The sequence below is a fragment of the Shewanella algidipiscicola genome (assembly GCF_900380485.1).
GTDB lineage: Bacteria > Pseudomonadota > Gammaproteobacteria > Enterobacterales > Shewanellaceae > Shewanella > Shewanella algidipiscicola.
On sequence record NZ_OXJV01000021.1, the window covers coordinates 41,612 to 62,352 of the forward strand.

16 protein-coding genes are annotated in these 20,741 nt (G+C 46.7%); 8 read left to right on the forward strand and 8 right to left on the reverse strand.

Features of this window, described 5'->3' with window-relative positions; genetic code table 11:
• The first annotated feature begins 7 nt into the window (after window positions 1–7).
• Window positions 8–2,125, forward strand: a complete 2,118-nt coding sequence (locus DN599_RS17490) for a methyl-accepting chemotaxis protein (RefSeq protein WP_110458888.1) — start codon at window positions 8–10, stop codon at window positions 2,123–2,125.
• Window positions 2,126–2,344: 219 nt separating this feature from the next.
• Here the strand turns inward: DN599_RS17490 and DN599_RS17495 are convergent, their stop codons facing one another.
• Window positions 2,345–2,608, reverse strand: a complete 264-nt coding sequence (locus DN599_RS17495; protein WP_110458889.1) for a hypothetical protein — start codon at window positions 2,606–2,608, stop codon at window positions 2,345–2,347.
• 178 nt (window positions 2,609–2,786) lie between these two features.
• Here DN599_RS17495 and DN599_RS17500 point away from each other — a divergent pair, with 178 nt between their 5' ends.
• Window positions 2,787–4,775: a DNA topoisomerase III gene (locus DN599_RS17500; protein WP_110458890.1), complete on the forward strand. Its 1,989-nt coding sequence runs from the start codon at window positions 2,787–2,789 to the stop codon at window positions 4,773–4,775.
• 224 nt (window positions 4,776–4,999) lie between these two features.
• Here DN599_RS17500 and DN599_RS17505 read toward each other — a convergent pair whose 3' ends face one another.
• Window positions 5,000–5,938, reverse strand: coding sequence for a LysR family transcriptional regulator (locus DN599_RS17505; protein WP_110458891.1), 939 nt, complete (start codon window positions 5,936–5,938; stop codon window positions 5,000–5,002).
• 362 nt (window positions 5,939–6,300) lie between these two features.
• On the opposite strand from DN599_RS17505, the gene DN599_RS17510 reads away from it, so the two are divergent.
• Window positions 6,301–6,741 carry an excinuclease gene (locus DN599_RS17510; protein WP_110458892.1) on the forward strand — a complete coding sequence of 147 codons (441 nt, stop codon included), beginning with the start codon at window positions 6,301–6,303 and terminating at the stop codon, window positions 6,739–6,741.
• 160 nt (window positions 6,742–6,901) lie between these two features.
• Here DN599_RS17510 and ilvN read toward each other — a convergent pair whose 3' ends face one another.
• The 4 genes from ilvN to DN599_RS17530 form a co-directional block, all read right to left on the reverse strand.
• The gene (gene ilvN, locus DN599_RS17515) at window positions 6,902–7,396 is read right to left on the reverse strand and encodes an acetolactate synthase small subunit (RefSeq protein ID WP_110458893.1); all 495 of its coding nucleotides are present in this window, start codon (window positions 7,394–7,396) and stop codon (window positions 6,902–6,904) included.
• Window positions 7,396–9,117, reverse strand: coding sequence for an acetolactate synthase 3 large subunit (locus DN599_RS17520; RefSeq protein WP_110458894.1), 1,722 nt, complete (start codon window positions 9,115–9,117; stop codon window positions 7,396–7,398). The genes ilvN and DN599_RS17520 overlap by 1 nt, the downstream gene beginning before the upstream one ends.
• A gap of 432 nt (window positions 9,118–9,549) precedes the next feature.
• Window positions 9,550–10,797: a multidrug effflux MFS transporter gene (locus DN599_RS17525; RefSeq protein WP_239473341.1), complete on the reverse strand. Its 1,248-nt coding sequence runs from the start codon at window positions 10,795–10,797 to the stop codon at window positions 9,550–9,552.
• A 206-nt stretch (window positions 10,798–11,003) separates the two neighbouring features.
• Window positions 11,004–11,684, reverse strand: coding sequence for a glutathione S-transferase (locus DN599_RS17530; protein WP_110458896.1), 681 nt, complete (start codon window positions 11,682–11,684; stop codon window positions 11,004–11,006).
• Between the two features lie 345 nt (window positions 11,685–12,029).
• Here DN599_RS17530 and trhO point away from each other — a divergent pair, with 345 nt between their 5' ends.
• From trhO to DN599_RS17550, 4 genes are all read left to right on the forward strand, one after another.
• The gene (trhO, locus tag DN599_RS17535) at window positions 12,030–13,010 is read left to right on the forward strand and encodes an oxygen-dependent tRNA uridine(34) hydroxylase TrhO (protein ID WP_110458981.1); all 981 of its coding nucleotides are present in this window, start codon (window positions 12,030–12,032) and stop codon (window positions 13,008–13,010) included.
• Between the two features lie 897 nt (window positions 13,011–13,907).
• Entirely contained in the window at window positions 13,908–14,372 is a 465-nt protein-coding gene (gene slyA / locus DN599_RS17540; RefSeq protein WP_110458982.1) for a transcriptional regulator SlyA, read from the forward strand.
• Between the two features lie 10 nt (window positions 14,373–14,382).
• On the forward strand, window positions 14,383–15,441 hold the full coding sequence (locus DN599_RS17545; RefSeq protein WP_110458897.1) for an HlyD family secretion protein: 1,059 nt from the start codon (window positions 14,383–14,385) through the stop codon (window positions 15,439–15,441).
• A 7-nt stretch (window positions 15,442–15,448) separates the two neighbouring features.
• Entirely contained in the window at window positions 15,449–16,480 is a 1,032-nt protein-coding gene (locus DN599_RS17550; protein WP_110458898.1) for a DUF2955 domain-containing protein, read from the forward strand.
• 51 nt (window positions 16,481–16,531) lie between these two features.
• On the opposite strand, the gene DN599_RS17555 is transcribed toward DN599_RS17550, so the two are convergent.
• Window positions 16,532–17,431 (reverse strand): slipin family protein, encoded by a 900-nt coding sequence (locus DN599_RS17555; RefSeq protein ID WP_110458899.1) that lies wholly within the window; start codon window positions 17,429–17,431, stop codon window positions 16,532–16,534.
• Window positions 17,418–19,004, reverse strand: coding sequence for an NfeD family protein (locus tag DN599_RS17560; RefSeq protein WP_239473342.1), 1,587 nt, complete (start codon window positions 19,002–19,004; stop codon window positions 17,418–17,420). The genes DN599_RS17555 and DN599_RS17560 overlap by 14 nt, the downstream gene beginning before the upstream one ends.
• Window positions 19,005–19,258: 254 nt before the next feature.
• On the opposite strand from DN599_RS17560, the gene yegD reads away from it, so the two are divergent.
• Window positions 19,259–20,629 carry a molecular chaperone gene (gene yegD, locus DN599_RS17565; RefSeq protein ID WP_110458900.1) on the forward strand — a complete coding sequence of 457 codons (1,371 nt, stop codon included), beginning with the start codon at window positions 19,259–19,261 and terminating at the stop codon, window positions 20,627–20,629.
• Window positions 20,630–20,741: the final 112 nt, after the last annotated feature.

Here is a 20,741-nt window from a genome sequence, read left to right on the forward strand (position 1 = left end):
GCTCTGAATGAAGCAATTATCCATAAGTACCAAATTATTGTGGATCACCTCTGCACTGTTTTTAATCATTGTGGCGATTCTATCATTGAGCCTCTGGTGGTCATTGAGTGATAAAAATGCTGTATTAGCCGATCAGGTTCAGGAGTCGATTCAAAAAGAAACGCGTTTTAAACTGACAGCAAGAGCTGGAGAATATGGAGAGCGGGTGGCCGCTTTTATCAATGAGGCTTACCGGGTGCCTTATTCATTATCTGGCATGTTAGAGCAAACATCCTTGCTCACTCCACTAAGCCGCGACGGTGTTGAAGTGACAATTAGGGGCTCTTTGGAAAAAAGTCGTCAATTGTCCTCTTTGTATGCTCAATTTGAAGCCAATGGCTACGATACTAAAGACAGCGAATACTTTGCAGGCGCTAGCCATAGTGTGCCCAACGCTGGCAGCATGGAAATCTATTATACCCGCACCAATAGCGGCAGTATAGAACATTCAGCCGTCACCGACGCCGATGAAAAATATATCGACACGTTAAACGAATTTGGCCTCAGAGAAGCCGAATGGTACCTATGTGCAAGAGATACTAAAAAACCCTGCCTAATGGAGCCTTACCTCTATGAGATAACTCCTGGTCAGAACGAGTTAATGACATCGCTAATCGTACCTGTGGTTATCAATAATCAGTTTAAAGGGGTCGTGGGAGCAGATGTTAACTTACCCATTTTCCAAACAATGATCGATGAGTTGTCGCAAACACTGTACAAGGGCAATGCTAAGGTGACACTGCTCAGCGCCAAGGGGTTAGTGGTAGCTGCTAGTCATTACAATAAAAAAGCGCGTCCATTAGCAGAATCTATCGATAGCGCACTAGCCAAACAGTATCAATCTTTACATCGTAACGGTGGCTATTTAGATGTAGGGGATAATATTGTGGTCGCCTATCCCGTTAACATTCCGCTCGCTGACGCACAATGGTCATTATTAATTGAAGTGGCCAAACAAGATGCCTTTAAAGAAGCCATCGCAATGGATACCGCGATGACAGAAATGGCCTCGTCACTTGGCAGCTTATTGTTGATCATTGGTAGTATTGTGTCAGTGATTGCCGTGGTGACCATAAGCCTTGTTATTCGCAATATTATTGCTCCATTAAAAGTTATCCAAAGCCGGGTCGAAAACCTAGCCAGTGCCGAAGGTGATTTAACTCAAACTATTAATGTAGAGTCCCACGCCGAACTGATAGCCCTTGGTGGCGGTATCAATAGCTTCATTACTAAGTTACGTATACTCATTGGCGAAATGAAAGTGTTGGCTGAACGCTCACAAGCAGAGAGTCAAACCACTGCCAATATTGCGCAGCAGACGCGTGAGAGTGTTAATCGTCAATACAGCGAAATCGAAAGTGTCGTCACTGCGGTAAATGAAATGAGCGCCACCGCATTAGAAGTGGCTAAAGCCTCAGAGCAAACGGCGATGGAAACAGAGGCGATGAGTGCCAATGTGAAAGCCGGTGAAGACAGTCTCAGCCAAGCGATGAATTATGTGACGACTATGTCTCATGAGTCGTTATTAGCGAAGGACGCGGTAAGTAAGGTGGCCGAAAGTAGTACCAATATCAGTAAGATTTTGGAAGTGATCAGTGCCATTGCTGAGCAAACTAATCTGCTGGCATTGAACGCGGCCATTGAGGCGGCGCGAGCAGGCGAGCAGGGCCGAGGTTTTGCTGTGGTGGCTGATGAAGTGCGGGCGTTGGCGTCGAAAACTCAAACTTCGACCGATGACATTGGTAAATTAATCGATTCGCTTCAGAAAGAAGTAAACAGTGCCTCGCATATTATCGATCAAGGTGTTGAGGGAGCACAGCGCGCCGTAGAGCAAACCGAGTCCGCTTTATCCTCGCTCAATACCATAGTGGGGCAAATTGAAGAGGTCTCGAGCCAAGTGACTCATATTGCTACCGCCGCAGAAGAACAAAGCGCGGTGACTGAAGAGGTTAATCGTAACATCACAGGTATTTCTGACTCTGCAGCCGAATTGGCTCGTCTTGCGGATGAAGCCCAACAAAGTAGCGTTAGCCTAGCAGAGTTGGTGGCGCAGCAACATCAACAATTAGGTAAGCTTAAAACCTAACTAGGGTTGAGTTGTTCAGTTTGGCGGCCAAGTGATATTGTAATTTGGCCGCCCATTCTTGAGACCTAACCGTTAACGATTGTATGGCTCATGGCACCATTAACGCCATTTGAACAACGTCATTTGTAAGTGCAATACACCTCGCAGTACTGCCTTTTCATAATAACTAACAGCTAGTTGTTGCAAGCTGCTGGCTATTTTTAGTGTACTTAATCGCTATCACATCAAATGTGTAATCCAAACCAGTAACCATATACCAAACAGAACAGTGACCGAGATACGGTTAATAGGTTGTTTGATAATGATAGCCGCTAGGGTGGCTATGCTGGTCAGTATGATCTGTAGACTAAACATCCATAACATCCCTAATCCTGACGTTTTTGTCGCTAGCGGAGCGGCTAATAACAGTAATGCTGCTACCAAGAGGAATTGGTAGATAAGTACTTGGTCTAATCGGTATTGAGTAATAGTGTTGGTATTCATAATCAGGCCCCCCAAAGAAAGTACACCATACTAGCTCCAAGTGAGAATCATTCTCAATTAAATTTACAATCTTGATGGCCGTAGTAATAAAGCGGCGTTTTAGGTTTGCAGCATAAGGTAAGCTGAGTTAAAGTTACTGTTAATTTATACAGTTGTTAGCCCTGATTATCTGAGTACTATGATTTTATATATCGCCGAGAAACCCAGCCTTGGCAGAGCCATTGCTGATGTATTACCCAAACCGCTTAAAAAGGGCGACGGTTTCATTACCGCCGCCAATGGGGATTGTGTCTCTTGGTGTATCGGCCATCTGCTTGAGCAAGCGGAGCCTGATACCTATGACAGTGCATATAAATCATGGAAATTTGAACACTTACCTATTATTCCTACTCAATGGAAGATGAAACCTAAGCCGAAGACACGCAGTCAATTAACCGTGCTGCGCGGCCTGGTAAAGCAAGCATCTCAGTTAGTTAACGCCGGAGACCCAGACCGTGAAGGGCAGTTGCTGGTGGATGAGGTGATAGCGCATCTTGGGGTCAAAGGCGATAAGCTTAACCAGACCATGCGATTATTAGTGAGCGACCTTAATCCGCAAGCAGTTAAACGTGCCTTAGGTCAGTTACGCAGTAATCGCGAGTTTATTCCGCTATCGACTTCAGCATTAGCGCGTTCACGTGCCGATTGGCTTTATGGTATGAACATGACGCGAGCTTATACCCTACAAGGGCGCAAAGTGGGCTATCAAGGCGTGTTATCGGTTGGTCGAGTACAAACACCACTGCTAGGGTTAGTGGTTCGCCGTGATGCAGAAATAGCGCAATTTGTCAGCAAACCTTTTTATGAGGTATTGGCTAATTTAACCACAGACAAAGATCAGAGCTTTAAAGCTAAATGGCAACCCAGTGAAGCCTGCTTGCCCTACATGGATGATGAAGGGCGTGTGTTATCTAAAGGCTTAGCCCAAAATGTGATCAGTCGTATAAGCCATCAAACTGCTGTAGTTACAAGGCTTAACAGTAAAGATAAACAGCAACATCAGCCGCTTCCTTACAGCTTGTCATCACTTCAAATTGATGCGGCTAAACGCTTTGGTATGAGCGCAAAGGCGGTGCTCGATACTTGCCAGTCGCTGTATGAGCGTCACAAGCTGATCACTTATCCGCGTTCAGACAGTCGCCATTTACCTAAAGAGCAGTTGGTGTTGGCGCCCGGAGTGATTAAAGCCATCATTGGCGGCGCACCTGAGTTAGTCCAAGGCATTGAATCGCCCGATCCAAAAATAAAATCGAAGGCGTGGAATGACAGCAAGGTCGATGCGCACCATGCGATTATTCCAACAGAAAAACGCGCAAATTTAGGCAGTTTGAATCAGGCGGAGCAACAAATTTATCTGCATGTGGCTAGGCAATATTTAGCCCAGTTTTATCCACCTTATCTGTACCATGAAACTCAGGTTGAAGTGGACATAGTTAAGGGACGCTTCACCACCAAAGCCAAGCAAGACCGTGCCCTTGGTTGGAAACAGTTGTTTCCCGCTACATCGACAAGCAAATCGGCAGCGCAGGATGAGGCCGATACGTTGCAGCAGTTGCCACCTTTGATTAAGGGGCAAACCTTGCATTCGGGGCTGGCGGAGCTAGTCGAGAAAAATACCCAAGCCCCGAAAGCGTTTTCGGATGCAACCTTACTGGCGGCGATGACAGGTATTAACCGCTATGTGACCGACCCTGAGATCCGTAAAATTTTAAAAGATACCGATGGCTTGGGCACAGAGGCGACTCGCGCAGGCATTATTGAGTTGCTGTTTAAACGCGGCTTTTTACAACGCCAGGGTAAATCGATTGTCGCAACCGAGGTAGGCAAAGGCTTGATAAACAGTTTACCCGCCTCAGCCACAACGCCCGATATGACGGCCTTATGGGAAAGTCATCTCGATGCCATTTGTCGTAAAGAGGCAAAGTATCAGAGTTTTATGACGCCATTAATTGACTCGCTCGAGCAGTTAATTGCCCAAGCTGGTGCTCAATTGCCCACATCACTGCAAGGGGTTAAAGCCCCGAGTGGCCAATTTATCAAGCGCCGTGGTAAGGCAAGTTCAGCCAAAGCCAGTACCTTTGCCGGGAAAAAATCAAATGGGCGCAGCAGTCGCACCAAGGCTAAGTGACCCATTATCCATCTAGGTTGCAGAAGGGGGATCTCAATCTAACAAGCTAAACTTGCTGGTATGGTTATTTTTAATTAGCTTATGATGAGGGGCTTAAATCCGCCGTTACTGCATGTACACCTAAATGCTTTGCCGTCTCGATATGAGTGTCGGCAATCGATGCAAGCCTATTGTTTTATAGTGCCACTTATCTCGCAATATGCTTTATGAGTAAATGGCCTATATCATAGCTGTTGGCGATATGCGGTTTGAGTAGAGGCAATAATTATCTCTCGTAACCAGCGATGACTGGGATCGAGGTCAAAATGCTTGTGCCATAACAACACATAGGTGCCAGGGACTAATTCAGTTGGAACGGGAAGAGTGATCAACTTGAAATGGCGTAGCATCTCTTTTGCATATTTGGCAGGTGAACACAGAATGAGGTCACTTTGCTCACATAGCTGCATTGCGCAATGAAAATCCGTAAGATTAACGGCAATATCGCGCTTCAGGTGTTTTATTTGTAATACATCATCGAGTAACCAATGGGCGATCCCGCCAAACGTGACTTGCAGGTGCCGATATTTTAAGAATGTCTCTACATTCCACTCTTCATCGAGTAGTGGATGGCCTTCACGGACGAGGCAGACCGAGTGATCTCGGGTTAGTTCGGCATAATTTAAGGAGGCGGGTAAGTTTTTAATGTGTAACTGAGAGCGGTCATCCCATTCACGGCACGCTATGCCTAAATCATTATCACAACGCAATAATCGGTCCATGCTTTCACTGTTCCATGTATGGCTATCGACCGTGATATTGGGGGCTTGCTTGAGTAATTGCGGCATAAAATATGGGTAAGTTAATGAATAGGCGGTCTCTACTAGCTCGATGCGAAAACGACGGCGACTATTTGATGGCTCAAAATGGCTTGGTCGAGTTAATTGCTCTACTTGATTTAATATTTGACGAATTTCAGGTCCCAATTGTTTTGCCTTGGGCGTTGGGCGTAAGCCGTGCGCGGTGCGCTCAAAGAGCTGATCATCGAAAGACTCCCTCAGTTTATTGAGTTGTTTGCTCACCGCGGACTGACTTAGATAGAGACGCTCTGCAGCAGAGGTGACACTTTGCTCCTCGAGTAATACCTCAAGTACCGTAAGTAAATTAAAATCAAATTGCTTCAATGCCCCGCTCCTAATAGCGTTTGATGTCAGTACGTTAAGAATAATATCGATTTTTGCTGACTTTCGATATAGGCAATAAACCTGGCGATCTGTTAAATACCTGCTCTGTAGGCTGCGCTTAACAAATGGAATTTACCAAAAGGCTTGAGATATGTATTATACCCATCGGTTTTTATGGTGTGGTGAGTCGGGCTATAGCGTACTTTATATCCGCAATATCCGCAGCTCAAACATAAAGCATAACCGTAACAAGCGGGCGGCTTGTTAATTAGCTTGTCTGCCCATAGGAGGATCTGGCTTTACTGGATCAAATTGTTATGACCTTTACTATGGTCATATGACATAAAATGGAAGTTGTCAGTATGAAAAAAATCGTTATTCTAGGTCTATCTTTCCTCACGCTTTTCTCATCGCTTACCTTTGCCAGGGATGATATTGGTGCTTATTCTATTTCAAAAGTACTAAGCTCTGAAACGGCGAAAGCCAAGCTAGGCAGCGATGTGCAATTTTATTTTGGCGAACAAGCTTATGCTGAGCCAATACAAAAATTGGGTGATCTTAGAACAAACAAAAAAACGAATGCCTTTAATAAGTCAGATAATGAAGCCTGTGAATGGGTATTTCTTTCTGCAATGATCGCGCTTAAAAAGAGTGCCGTTGAACGCGGCGGTAACGCCGTCGTCAAGATTAAATCCAATTACAAGAATAATCTGACCTCAAGCGAAACCACATTTCAATGTGGTGCCGGTGCTTTGATTGCTGGTGTGGCGCTAACGGGTGAAGTGGTTAAGTTAACCGATTAAGTATCTATATTAATACCATGGATCTGATTTATTGCTGAGCAAAAATCGTATTATCTAGGATTGATATTTGATCATCTTTTGCGTGTCGCAAAATCTGTTATATACAAAACGCCAGCAATACTCTGCTGGCGTTTTTATGGCTTGCTTTGTGGGCAATGTGCTACGCACGCATCGACTTTTCGCCGCGACATAACCCCACTACACCAGAGCGAGAGACTTCAATCACTTTGGTAACCTCGCCCAGAGCACTGATAAAAGCGTCCAGTTTTTCTGTGGTGCCTGTCATCTGTATGGTGTAAAGCTCGGCGGTGACATCGACTATCTGACCACGAAAAATATCGGCAGTGCGCTTCACTTCGGCGCGTCCAGCGCCTTTGGCTTTAACTTTCACTAACGCCAGTTCGCGTTCGATATGGCTGGACTCAGTGATATTAGCGACCTTTAAGATGTCGATAAGTTTATGCAGCTGTTTTTCTATCTGTTCTAACACCGCTGCGTCGGCCACCACTGTGATGTTTAAACGCGATAGGGTCACATCATCAGTCGGTGCAACGGTTAAACTCTCAATATTGTAGCCACGCTGGGAGAACAAGCCGACCACACGAGATAATGCGCCGGGTTGGTTTTCAAGTAACACAGAAATAATACGACGCATTAGCTTTTCTCCGTTTTGCTTAACCACATTTCATTCATCGCCCCGCCGCGAATAAGCATAGGGTAAACATGCTCAGTTTCATCGACACTAATATCAACAAAGACCAGTTTATCTTTCATCGCCAGCGCTTTTTCTAGGCCAGCCTCCAACTCTGCGGGATCGCTAATGGTCATGCCCACATGGCCATAGGCTTCGGCAATTTTGGCAAAATTGGGTACCGAATCCATATAGGAGTGTGAGTGACGTCCTGAGTAGATCATATCTTGCCATTGCTTAACCATGCCAAGAAAACGATTGTTTAAGTTGATAATTTTAACTGGCGTATCGTATTGCAAAGCGGTGGATAGCTCTTGAATGTTCATCTGTATCGACCCATCGCCTGTCACGCAGATCACTGTCTCATTGGGCATAGCCATTTTAACGCCCATCGCCGCCGGCAAACCAAATCCCATGGTGCCCAAGCCGCCAGAGTTTATCCAACGACGTGGTTTATTAAAGGGGTAATAAAGCGCGGCAAACATCTGGTGTTGACCCACATCTGAGGTTACGTAGGCATCGCCATTGGTTAACTTATGTAGAGTTTCAATCACTTGTTGAGGCTTAATTCGGCCACTGGTTTTGTCATACGCTAAGCTGTCCCGTGAGCGCCATTGATTGATTTGGCTCCACCACTGGTCAATCGCCGTTTTATCGTTATCAAGCTGACTGTCTTCTGCCAGACGCGCTAGCATATTATCCAGTACACTGTCTGCCGAGCCGACGATGGGGATGTCCACATGTACTGTCTTAGAAATCGAGGACGGATCGATGTCGATGTGTAAAATCGTGGCATTTGGGCAATATTTTTCAACGGCGTTAGTGGTGCGATCATCAAATCGCACCCCAATGCCGAAGATTAAATCTGAATGATGCATGGTCATATTCGCTTCGTAGCAGCCATGCATACCGAGCATGCCGACGCTGTTATCGTGGGTGCCAGGAAAGGCACCCAGCCCCATTAGCGTGCTCACCACTGGGATCCCCAGTTTTTCAGATAGGGTAAGAATTTGCTGATCGCAGCCAGCGGTAACCGCCCCTCCGCCAACATAAAGCACAGGTTTTTTAGCCGTTAGCAGTGCTTGTAAACCGCGACGAATTTGGCCTTTGTGGCCCGAGGTCGTCGGATTGTAGGAGCGCATGTTGATCTCTTGTGGATATTGATAGTCATGCAATATCTGTGGGTTCAAGCAATCTTTGGGGATATCGACGACGACGGGGCCTGGACGGCCTGTCGCGGCAATATAAAAGGCTTTTTTGATGATCTCTGGAATATCTTTAGCATCGGTCACTAAGAAACTGTGTTTTACCACAGGTCGTGAAATACCAATCATGTCGCACTCTTGAAAGGCATCATTACCGATAAGGTTACTGGGCACTTGTCCTGACAACACCACCAATGGAATAGAGTCCATGTAAGCGGTAGCAATACCAGTAATGGCATTAGTTGCACCTGGGCCGGAGGTCACCAGCACCACTCCCACATCGCCCGTTGCGCGTGCGTAGCCATCTGCCATATGCACGGCGGCTTGTTCGTGTCTAACAAGGATATGTTCGATACCAGATTGTTGATGCAAGGCATCATAGATGTCGAGAACAGAGCCACCAGGGTAGCCGAAAATGTGTTTAACGCCTTCGTCGATAAGTGAACGGACGATCATGCTGGCGCCGGATAACTTCTCCATTATTGATCCCTCAATAGTTACCGCTACGGTATGCAGTATCTTGCTACAGCGACGGTAATCGCTTGAAATGATAAGTTTGAAGGGTACTTCAAACTCGTTAATCACCCGTACATCAATGTGTTAGCTTGTTAGCTTGAGTGACTGCCGTTATTGAGCAGAATTTCATCATATAAAATAGTGCTGTTAAATCAAGCGTTTTGTTTAAATATTTTGGGTAGATGGAAATAAATCAGGTGAATTGTTGCATTATGGTTGCGTGCGGGGCGGTTATTGCTGCCCCTGACTTTAAATAGGGGCAAGGTTTGGGGTCTATGGTTTTTAGGGCAAGGTTTTTAGCTTATGGTCTGGGATCTATGATTTGGGACCTATGGTTTGAGGCCTATAATGCACCAAGCTCATAGGCAGAATCCCCCCCAGCTTGAGGGGATTAAGTTATTCAGCTTGTTCTGGTTCTTTATCGGAAGCTGGGTTTATGTGATGGGCTAAAAATTGGCACAGTCCCACCAATATCACAGCGGCTAACATCAGTGCAGCAAAGGGCACCGCAGTGCCTGTATAAAACAGCGCCAGCAAGGGACCGGCTAACGCGCCGCATCCAAAGCGTAAGGTGCCGATAACCGCAGTTGCCGTGCCTGTTTCTTGCTGAAACTTCATCAGCACTATGGCATCGGCATTAACCGACATTATGCCTAAGCAGCCCATTAACGGGATCAACATGGCGACGGTGTAGTGATAACTTAAATCGGCTAAGTTAACGCTAAGTAGTGCAGCTCCAGCTACGCTTGCCAGCAGGGTGGCAACTTTGAGCATACGTCGTGAGCCATATTGCATCACAATTTTGCTATTGACCACATTCGCTAACATCAGTGCGCCGACATTAGTGCTAAAGAGAATTGCAAACAGTGACTTATCTAAGCCAAACACCTCCATATAGACAAAGGGCGAGGCGGTTAAATAACAGAAAAAAGCAAACGAGGTGAGCACCCCACTGGCCAAATTGAGTTTAACCCCGGGCTTAGTAAACACCACAGCATAGGCGCCAAAGAAGCTTTTTTGACTGCGCTGCGCGCCGCGCTCATCACTGGGCATCTTGAGTTTGGTGACCACTAAGAGCAACAATAAGAGCGCATAACCGCTCAGCGTAAAAAAGATTAAATGCCAGTCTCCGAGCTCTAAAATAATACTGCCTATCGTGGGGGCGATAAGTGGGGCTAACATCATGATCAAGCTGACATACGACATCCCTTTAGCAGTATTTTTGCCATATACCTCTTTAATATAACCGGGTACTACAACCGTTGCTGCTGCGCCAATAAAGGCTTGTAAAAAGCGTAAGCCTAAAAACAGCTCGACATTCGTCACAAAGGCTAAGCCAAGACTCACCAACATAAAGCCACTGAGTCCGATAATCACCAATGGTTTACGACCTACTTTGTCGGCGATAGGGCCGAAGGTGAGCATGCCAAGAGCATAACCCGCCAGATAGAGGCTTAGTGATTGCTGCACTGTGGTAATGCTTGAATTAAAGCTCAATGCAAGGGTTGCCATCGCCGGCAAATACATGTCGATAGCCAGCGGCGTAATCGCAACAATAGCCGCTAGCATGGGGATCAATAGCGCTAAATTTAAATGAGTCACGCAAGCCTTGTCGTGCGATGGTGGGACAGACGCTGTGTTCACTGATACCTCTTGTGATACGAAATTAATTAACATTGAAGCGGATAACGCTTGGTTAAGCGTTATCGAGGAAGATGGTTGATTGTACGAGATCGCGCCCCCATTTGGCTAACGGTTTGTGAGCGATATAACCTTATTAGCAGGGGGACGTCTATGTGAATAATTGTCAGCGAGGGATCGCGGGTGAATGGATGCTTTATTTGGGCTTTTTATTGCGTCTTACTTTTTAAGAGCAAGGGATCACCTGTAAACATAACCGCCTCACCACTGTCGAGCCAGGTGGGGTATTTGCCCATGATAGCGTTAAACATTTCGCTATTAAGCAGCGTTTGCAACCAAGTTTGCACCTTAGGGTAGGGCGCTTGCTGCCACCAAGGTAGGTCGACATGGGCAAATTGACGAATAAACGGAAAAATAGCGATGTCAGCGAGGCTCAACCGTTCGCCAAGTAAATAGGGACCGATTTGCAGTTGCTGTTCGAGTCTGGCAATAAAATGCTCCCCTTGCTCCCGATAATCCTCTGCTTGTTGCTCTGGGTGACGATCGGCGTATTTGTATTTGTCTAAGTAAGGCTTAAAGTCATTATCGTTTTGCTGGATAAGCGATTCATTCAACGCCTGTAGTGTTGGTTGGTCCAAACGGCGTAAATCTAAAGGATCGTTATGCTGTAATGCCCATTTGATAATATCGAGACTTTCATCGATAACAGTGCCATCTTGCAGGATTAACACGGGTACAGTGCCTTTGGGGCTGGCCTCAAGCATGGCCTGAGGCTTATGCTTTAAGATGATTTCACGCAACTCGACTGTATGTTGTGCAAGCCATATACCGAGTCTAGCGCGCATAGCGTAAGGACATCGACGAAATGAATATAAGGTGACGCGGGGCATAACTCTCTCCTTTCTTAAGTGACTATTTTCACTGTTTTGAGCCAGATCGCAAATAAAATCCCAATTGTTTATGGCTGAGGTTGTCATTGGGTGTCGGCCCTGGCGATAGACCAATAGGGGCGGGGCGTTTATAACGGTGGAATACTTTTGGGGTAAGGTGAGGGCGTGCACTTTGTCGTTAACCTGCGGATTTGATCTGGTTGTTTGCAATAACCTTACTCTTTGTGCCTGTTTATTCGAGTGTGATTTAGGTAGAATCACGCTCCAATTTTGCGCCTGAAATCACATTTTTAGGCGGTTTACATGCACTGGGGATTACGCCTCAGCCAGCATATAGAGGAAAGTATGTCTCAAGTCGTTGTTTGTGCGCTATATAAATTTGTATCTCTGCCTCATTTTGCCGAAGTCCAACAGCCGTTATTGGCTCAAATGGAATCAGTGGGCATCAAAGGCACCTTGTTATTAGCCAGCGAAGGCATCAACGGAACTGTTGCCGGTACCCAAGCGGCTATCGATTCACTATTGGCCTGGTTAGAACAGCAGCCAGGGCTCGACCATATTGTCTACAAGTTATCATTTGATGCTGAAATGCCTTTTTATCGCACCAAAGTGAAGCTTAAAAAAGAGATTGTCACTATGGGCGTTGAGGGGATCGATCCGCGCAAAGTGGTCGGTACCTATGTCAAGCCAAAAGATTGGAACCAACTGATTTCAGATCCTGACGTCCTCCTTATCGACACCCGTAATGACTACGAAGTGAGCATTGGTACGTTTAAGCATGCGGTTGACCCAAAGACACAAACCTTTAGAGAGTTTCCTGATTATGTGAAGGAAAATCTTGATCCGGCTAAACATAAAAAAGTCGCCATGTTCTGCACTGGCGGTATTCGCTGTGAAAAGTCGACCGCTTATTTGAAAGAGCAGGGATTTGATGAGGTCTACCACCTTGAAGGCGGCGTGCTGAAATACTTAGAAGAGGTACAGCCTGAAGAAAGCCTATGGCAGGGTGAATGTTTTGTTTTCGATAACCGTGTGTCAGTCAATCATCAACTCGAAAAGGGTGAATACGATCAATGTAATGCCTGTCGTTTACCGATCACCGAGGCTGATAAAGCCAGTGAGCATTATGTCAAAGGGATCAGCTGCCCATATTGTGTCGATAAAGTATCAGACAAGCAGCGTGAGCGTTTTGCTGAGCGAGAGCGTCAAGTTCAGCTGGCTAAAGCGCGCGGTGAAACTCATATCGGCAGTGACGTTAACTCTGTGATAGAGCAGCGCCGTTTACACAAGTTGGCTTTAAAGCAAAGCCAACAAGATGAACGCTAAACCGATTAAGGCTAATCCCTTTGTTGCAGACCTAGTGGTGGCGCAGCAATAAAGCCATTAGTATGTTATTAGAAAAACGGCATAAAACTGTGCTCATTTAGATTTTTTTATAATGAGCATTGGCGTTTTATCTGTAGCGTCTATACTGAACTCACTGCTACAGAATATGTTGCATCGGGCGACACTCTGTATCTTCTGCAGGGTTAATAGAGGTTTTTATGGGTTGGTGTTGATAGACTGTCTCTATTAGCGTTCTTGGTAAGAAACTAAGGCGAGTATTGTATTAAGCAATGCTCGCTTTTTCTTTGTTTATTACAACATCAATATCTATTTTTAACTTGGATCATTAGAGTGTTCTTTTGGCTCTTATTTGCATAAAGCAACATGCTTCAAGCTTAGTGTTAACGCTCTCTATTTAAACGCTTGATTCCAGTTTTTATTCAAGTCATATCCCAGAGCCGCATCCCCAACATCTAATCAAATGGGCTCATAACGTTATCCAGTACTTATGGCATATCTGTAATGACTCAATAGACGAAGCCGCACACTTTATGTGCTGCAGTTGTATTTCACCTGTCAGTAACGCTTATGCTCGCCGCATTATTTTTTACCGCACCTATTTACTTAGCCTGCTAAGTAAATATAATGCTTAGCAGGCTAAGTAAAAAACCTCAAGACTGCCCAGTCCCATGACATAAGGATATCAACATGGTGTGTAGGTGTCATATTGCCTTAAAGGCACAATTCATCTCAGGGCTGGTTAATGCTCTATAACACTGGCGCTGGGCGACATGCAGCCGGATAACAACATAATGCAGAGGATGAGTTGTCATCCACTTAATAATGGTGAGTACAGTGAATAAGACCGAAAGCGAACATGTAAACTCTGCTCAGCCAATGGCCGAGCATTCAGAATTGTCGTTAGGTGAACGTTTAGGCCGCTTGCATCGGTTGTGGCGAATGGTTGCCGATGGCGAATTATCCCCGCTGGGGTTAACCCATTCTCGCTGGACCGCGTTGTGGAAGCTGTACCGTATCGGTCAAGATGTGAGCCAAAAGCACCTCGCAGAGGCATTAGAAATTGAGTTGGCTTCGTTGATGCGTACTTTAGGCCAGTTAGAACAGCAGGGGTTGGTGATACGTCACTGCTGTGAGCATGACAAACGTGTCAGACGTGTTGCACTGACCAAGGCGGGACTTGCAGTAGTAGATCAAATGGAAGCTAAAATTATTCGGGTACGCGCCGAATTGCTGTCAGGAGTTAGTCTTGAAATGCAAGCGCAGTTTGAACAAACACTTAACCAAATTAGTCACAATGCGGCGGCTAGATTAGAGGCTACCGCAACTAAAGCACAGGAGTAATCTAGAGTATATGACGCCAGATCAACAATTTACGCGGTTAGTCAAATTTGCCATTGTGGGCTTTTTGCTACTTTTTAGTTATTTTTTACTTGCCGATATCAAAATGCCGTTAACGACCCAGGCCATGGCGACTCGTACCATAACTCAAGTAGCACCGCAGATCAGCGGTAGAGTGGTGCAGGTCTATGTGAATAATAATCAACAAGTGACTCAAGGCGATCCGCTATTTAGGCTCGATCCTACCGAATATCAACTCGCGTTAGAGCAGGCTGAGTTGGCCCTTGAACAAGCAAAGCAAGATAATGCCGAACTCGATGCCGCTATGGCTGTGGCAGAGGCAGATGTGGCGGCCAGTGAAATTAACTTTGCCTTAAAGCAGCGCGAAGCTAAGCGCATACAATCGCTTTATTCCCAGCAAAGTGTGTCGCAACAGATGATAGATCAAGCGCGGACCCAAGTGAAAGCCAGTTTATCTCAGCTGCGCGCCGCTAAGGCACAATTAGCCAAGGTCAGTACGCTGCGTGGCGATGCTGGAGACAGTAATCTTAAATTACGTCAAGCACACAATAACCTCAAAAAAGCACGTTTAGCCCTGAGCTATACCCAAATACGCGCCGATCATGATGGGGTCGTTACCAATGTGCAGCTCGCGTCTGGCAACATGGTCAATAATGGCTCGCCTGTGATGGCCTTGGTGCTTGAGGATGTCGATGTTATCGCCGATTTTCGTGAGAAAAGCCTGCGTCATGTTAGTCGCGGCGCCAACGCGTGGGTGGCCTTTGATAGTCAGCCTGGTCAGGTCTATGAGGCTAAAGTCAGTAGCCTTGATGCTGGTGTTAGTGTGGCGCAGTTTGCTGCAGATGGTCGTTTAGCGACACCTGAAGAGTCTAATCGCTGGGTTCGTGATGCGCAGCGTTTTAGGTTGCACCTGGATATGAATGGATCACAACCCAATACCTTACCAGCAGGTGCCAAAGCTACAGTGCAACTGCAGCCAGAAAATGGTGCCTATCGCTTGTTGGCCAGTGGGCAAATAAAGCTCATTAGCTTGTTGCACTATATTTATTGAGGTGGTTATGCAGTTAATTCGTCATCATCCGATGACAAGCAACGATCTGCAGCAATGTTTACGTATCGCCACAGGGGCCAGTCTCGGCTTTTTATGTAGCAAGCTGATGGGCTTTAATTATGGGGTGTTTTTTACCGTAACGCCCATGTTATTGCTGGGGTTAGTGCCTGTCATGTCGATGCATGTGACTCGCCAAGTGATCGCCTCATCGGTGTTATCTATTCTTGAAGTGAGCCTCATCGCAGGAGTGTTTGGCGGACAACCTGTGGTGATGTCATTGCTGGCCTTCGTGTTATTTCTGTATCGATTTGCCTGTATGTCGCGCGGTAGCCTATTTCTGTTTGGTGCCAATGGCGTCATTAGTTTGAGTATCATGCTGCATTTTGCCAGCTATCCAGACACAAACTTAATCGATTTGGTATTTTGTAATTTTTGGGGACATATCGTCTCAATTGCGATAGCGTTATTGATGATGCTGGTGTTTCCTGATGTTAGCCCTAGAGCCGCGCCAACTGCGCCCAGCAAAGGTCCTAATCGTATGCGACATGAGGCTCTATTAGGTGCCAGTGTGGCGACCTTATCTTTTTGCCTGTTTCAGGTGTTTGACCTGCGTGATTCGTTATCGGCGCAGGCGACCACACTGTTGCTCCTATTTCCTATGCATTGGAATGGCGCGCTCGACTATGCTCGGCGGCGTGCTCTGGGCACCATTTTAGGGGTCAGTTGTGGTTTAATGATCCAGCTGTTGCTGTATAACTGGTCGCATGAATTAGTGTTATTATTGCCACTGTTTTGGTTATTTAGCTTGTTGTTCAGTCAAGCGCATATTAGCGAGGCGATGGGCTCTGGCGTTGGTTTTGCGGGAATGTCGACACTAGGCATCTTGTATGGACAAAACTTAACCCCAAATAACGACTTGGTGTTTAGCAGTTTGTACCGCGCCAGCAGCATCATGGTGGCGATCGTATTGACTCTGATTGCCTGTTATTGCGTGCATAGCTTGCTTAATCGATTTGAGGCGACTCGCTTTGGTCAGTAAGGTGCAACTGTAATGATTATGGTGAATCGATTAACACTATAAGCGTGGCACTTAGTCCGTCTTGGATTCATTCGCTGAAGAGGGCGCATCAACAGTAGCGTCATTGAGATCAGCCATGGTGCCAAGATTGGCATTGCTATTATCGTCTGCCGTTGCAGCGTTGGTTATCATTGGTTCCTCGCCAGATAGGGTTTTATCCATAATGCCGTTAAGTAAGTTCATCGGCAGAGGAAATAAAATCGTCGAATTTTTTTCGCCAGCGATCTCGGTTAACGTTTGCAGGTAGCGTAGTAAAATCGCGTTAGGTTCTTTAGCCAGGGTTTTCGCGGCGGTGACCAGTTTGGCCGAGGCTTCCATTTCACCAGAGGCATGTATCACCTTGGCTCGACGAGTTCGCTCTGCTTCAGCTTGTCTTGCTATGGCACGTACCATGGTTTCATTCAGATCCACATGTTTAATCTCGACATTCGATACCTTAATGCCCCAACCGTCGGTGCGGCTATCTAATATTGATTGAATGTCGGTATTGAGCATCTCTCGATTGGCGAGCATTTCATCCAGTTCATGTTGGCCTAGTACCGAACGTAGGGTCGTTTGCGCTAGCTGTGAGGTGGCTTGTAAGTAGTCTTCTACATTAATGATCGCCTTTTGCGCATCGATCACTCGAAAGTAGAGCACTGCATTCACCTTAACGGATACATTATCGCGGCTGATCACATCTTGAGTGGGGACATCCATCACTACGGTACGCAGGTCAACACGCACCATTTGTTGGATAAGAGGGATGACGATAATCAGTCCCGGCCCTTTGACTTGGTAAAAGCGCCCTAACATAAAGATCACGCCGCGTTCATATTCTCGTAGGATTCTGAAGGCACTAAATAGCACAGCCAATAGCAAAAAACCTAGCGCGATAAAAAACACCGAAGGGTTATAACTAATTGCGTCCATTGATAATCTCCTTAGCGGGAAGGGCGGAAGTCGGGGTAACTTTTAGGGTGAGGTGGTCTCTAGCAAGCACCAAAACCCGCTGAGCCGTATGGGTCGGTTTATCACTCACCGCGGCCCAATGTTCGCCATCAAGGCTGACAAATCCTTTTTCAATAAATCCCTCTACGACTATGGCCTGTGCGCCGACAATCACATCATCACCACTCACGGGTTTACGTTGACGTTGCCGCCACAGGGTGGTTAATACCCACAGCGAAAATAGCAGCGCTGTAACGGTTACTGCACCAATGAGTGGCAGCGAAATCGAAAAATCCTCTACCTCACTGTCCATGAGGAAAATGGAGCCTAGAGCAAATGCGACCGCACCGCCTAACCCGAAAATGCCAAAACTTGGCACCATAGATTCGGCAACTAACAAGCTGATACCTAATAACATCAAGCCTAGTCCAACATAATTGATAGGCAGTAACTGAAAAGCATACAAAGCGATAAGCAGTGATATGGCGCCAGTCACCCCCGCAACGCCGACTCCTGGGCTATAAAATTCGAGCAATATGCCGTAAATACCAATCAGCATTAAAATATAGGCGACATTGGGGTCGGTAATGGTTGCAATAAAGTGATTACGCCAGCTGCGTTGATGGGCTATGAGTTGGGCATTGTCTAAGGTTAATGTCAGCAGTTTATCCCCCATATCCACATGGGTGCCATTGAGTTGAGCTAGCAGATCGGCGGCATCATCAGCAATAAAGTTGATCACGTTTTGGGCTAAGGCTTCAGTTGCCGTCAAGGTGGCGGCCTCGGTGACAGCACGCTCGGCAAAGTCGATGTTACGCTTGCGCAGTGTCGCTAAGGCGCGAATGCTCGCTACGGCATCATTTAACACCTTACGCTCCATTGCACTGCCATTATCTGACGGGGTTATTTTATCTCTATTGTTATTTTCACCACTGCCATTTTTATCGCCGCGATCGGCAGGGGTGGAATCTTTAGGTGAGGGAGTATTAGGCGGAGATATAGGCCCCCCCATCTTGACTGGCGTTGCTGCACCTAAGGTTGTGGCAGGTGCCATTGCTGCAACATGGCAGGCGTACAAGATATAGGTTCCCGCACTCATGGCTCTGGCGCCAGAGGGGGAGACTAAACACGCGATAGGTATTGTCGAGGCCAATATGGCTTGGTTGATGGTACGTAAACTACTGACAAGGCCACCCGGGGTGTCCATAGTGATCATTAGCAAGGGGGGACGCTGCGATAAAGGAAGTTGATTCGCCTGAGTGATTTCGCTGATCAAGTATTCGCTGACAGCTGGGCCGATAGCCCCTTCAAAGCGTAATAATGGCACGTTCTGCTGTGTGTGAGCTTGTGGCTCTGTGATGGCGTGGATTTTAGCTTGCGCCATAGCAGTGCTCGAGGCACATATAGTCAGTAATAGCATCACAAGCAGGCCTATGATACTGGTTATGATCTCGTTGGCCTGCGGCCGGTGAGTCCATTGCCAATTTATCTGCCTGCGGTGGGTGAGCCATTCGCTCTTGCGAGCCCATCTTGCTGATGTTAGCTGTGCAGTCATAACGGCGTCCTGAGTCTAGCTAATATTAAGTCTAGTCTATTAAGCGTCATTGGGCTGGTCATATGTGAGTAGTTGTGCCATGTGCTTAGCAGGCGAGTGCCACACGTGAGCGGCAATCGGTTGCCTAGGTGCGGCGTTAATGTCTCCTGAACTGAAGTTATTTCCCTGTTGGGGCGCGATTATTGTATGACGTTGGTTGTCTTTTAGTGCGAGTGTGTTATTTTGCACGGCTTTTTACTCGTTGGAGCTTAAGCATGTTTGTTGGATTCGATTACGGTAGCGCCAATTGCGCCGTGGGAATAATGGATCAAGACACTGTTACGCTATTACCCTTGTCAACTGATTCACATTATCTGGTTTCAACCTTATATGCCCTCGACCGGGACCTTATTTGTGAGGCAGTGTTTAAAGCGCTGCCGGCTGAGCAGCAAAGCGCCTATGCAACAGCACGCTCAGCGCAGTTGAGTCGTGCCCGCCAAGCTCGTCGAGAGCTAGACCTAGATGCAGATGAACAGGCGGTTTTTGTTGGCGAACAAGCGGTGCAACATTACCTTGAGATGCCCGAAGAGGGCTTTTATGTCCGTTCACCTAAATCGTTTTTAGGTGCGACAGGATTACGAGCAGACCAAGTGGCCTTATTCGAAGATATCGTCACCATGATGATGCTGCACATCAAACAACTCGCCGATGCAAAGCTGGCGAGCCGCGGCCAAAAAGTGACCCATGCGGTGATAGGTCGTCCGGTCAACTTTCAAGGCATTGGCGGCGAAGAGAGTAATGCCCAAGCCGAAGGTATCTTGCGTTTAGCGGCCAGCCGAGCTGGATTTGAGGCCGTGGCCTTTTTGTTTGAACCGCTAGCGGCAGGCATGGATTTTGAAGCCAGCTTAACCGATGATAAAACGGTGTTGGTTGTCGACGTTGGTGGCGGCACCACAGACTGCTCTGTGGTCAAAATGGGCCCATCGCATATCGACAAAGCCGATCGCAGCGACGATTTCTTAGGTCATAGTGGACAGCGGATCGGGGGTAACGATCTGGATATCGCCTTATCGATGAAAGCTTTTATGCAGCACATGGGGCTTGGCAGTCATATGGTCAATGGCCTACCTGTACCAAGTAAACCGTTTTGGAATGCGGTGGCTGTCAATGATATTAGCGCTCAGCGCGACTTTGCCAGCCTGAGCTCGCGCAATATGATCAAAGCGCTGATTACCGATGCCGAGCGCGCCGACTTGCTACAGCGCTTGTTAAAAGTGCAGCAAGATCAGCTAGGTTATCGTATTGTCAGAAGTGCTGAAGCGGCGAAAATTGCCTTGTCAGAGACAAGCAAAACCACAGTGACGCTAGATTATATTTGCCAGCAATTGGATGCCAATGTCGACGAGCAGATGTTTATCGATGCCATTAGTCAGCCTGTGGCGCAAATTCAATCTTTGATGGCTGCTGCGTTAGCCGAATCTGGTGTCATGCCCGATATTATCTACGTGACGGGCGGGACAGCGAAAAGCCCGGCTATCTACAACAGTATCGCGGCCATCTATCCTGCAATCGATATTGTCGTTGGCGATCATTTTGGTAGCGTCACGGCAGGATTAACCCGCTGGTCGCAACGCATCTTTAATTAAAGCCGGTTAATGAATGCCTGATAACCAAGGCTATTTCATTCTGACGCAGGCGATTAACTCAAGGCGGTGGGGTTATGCCTTTAACGGTAAATAGGATTAATTTAGGTATTTA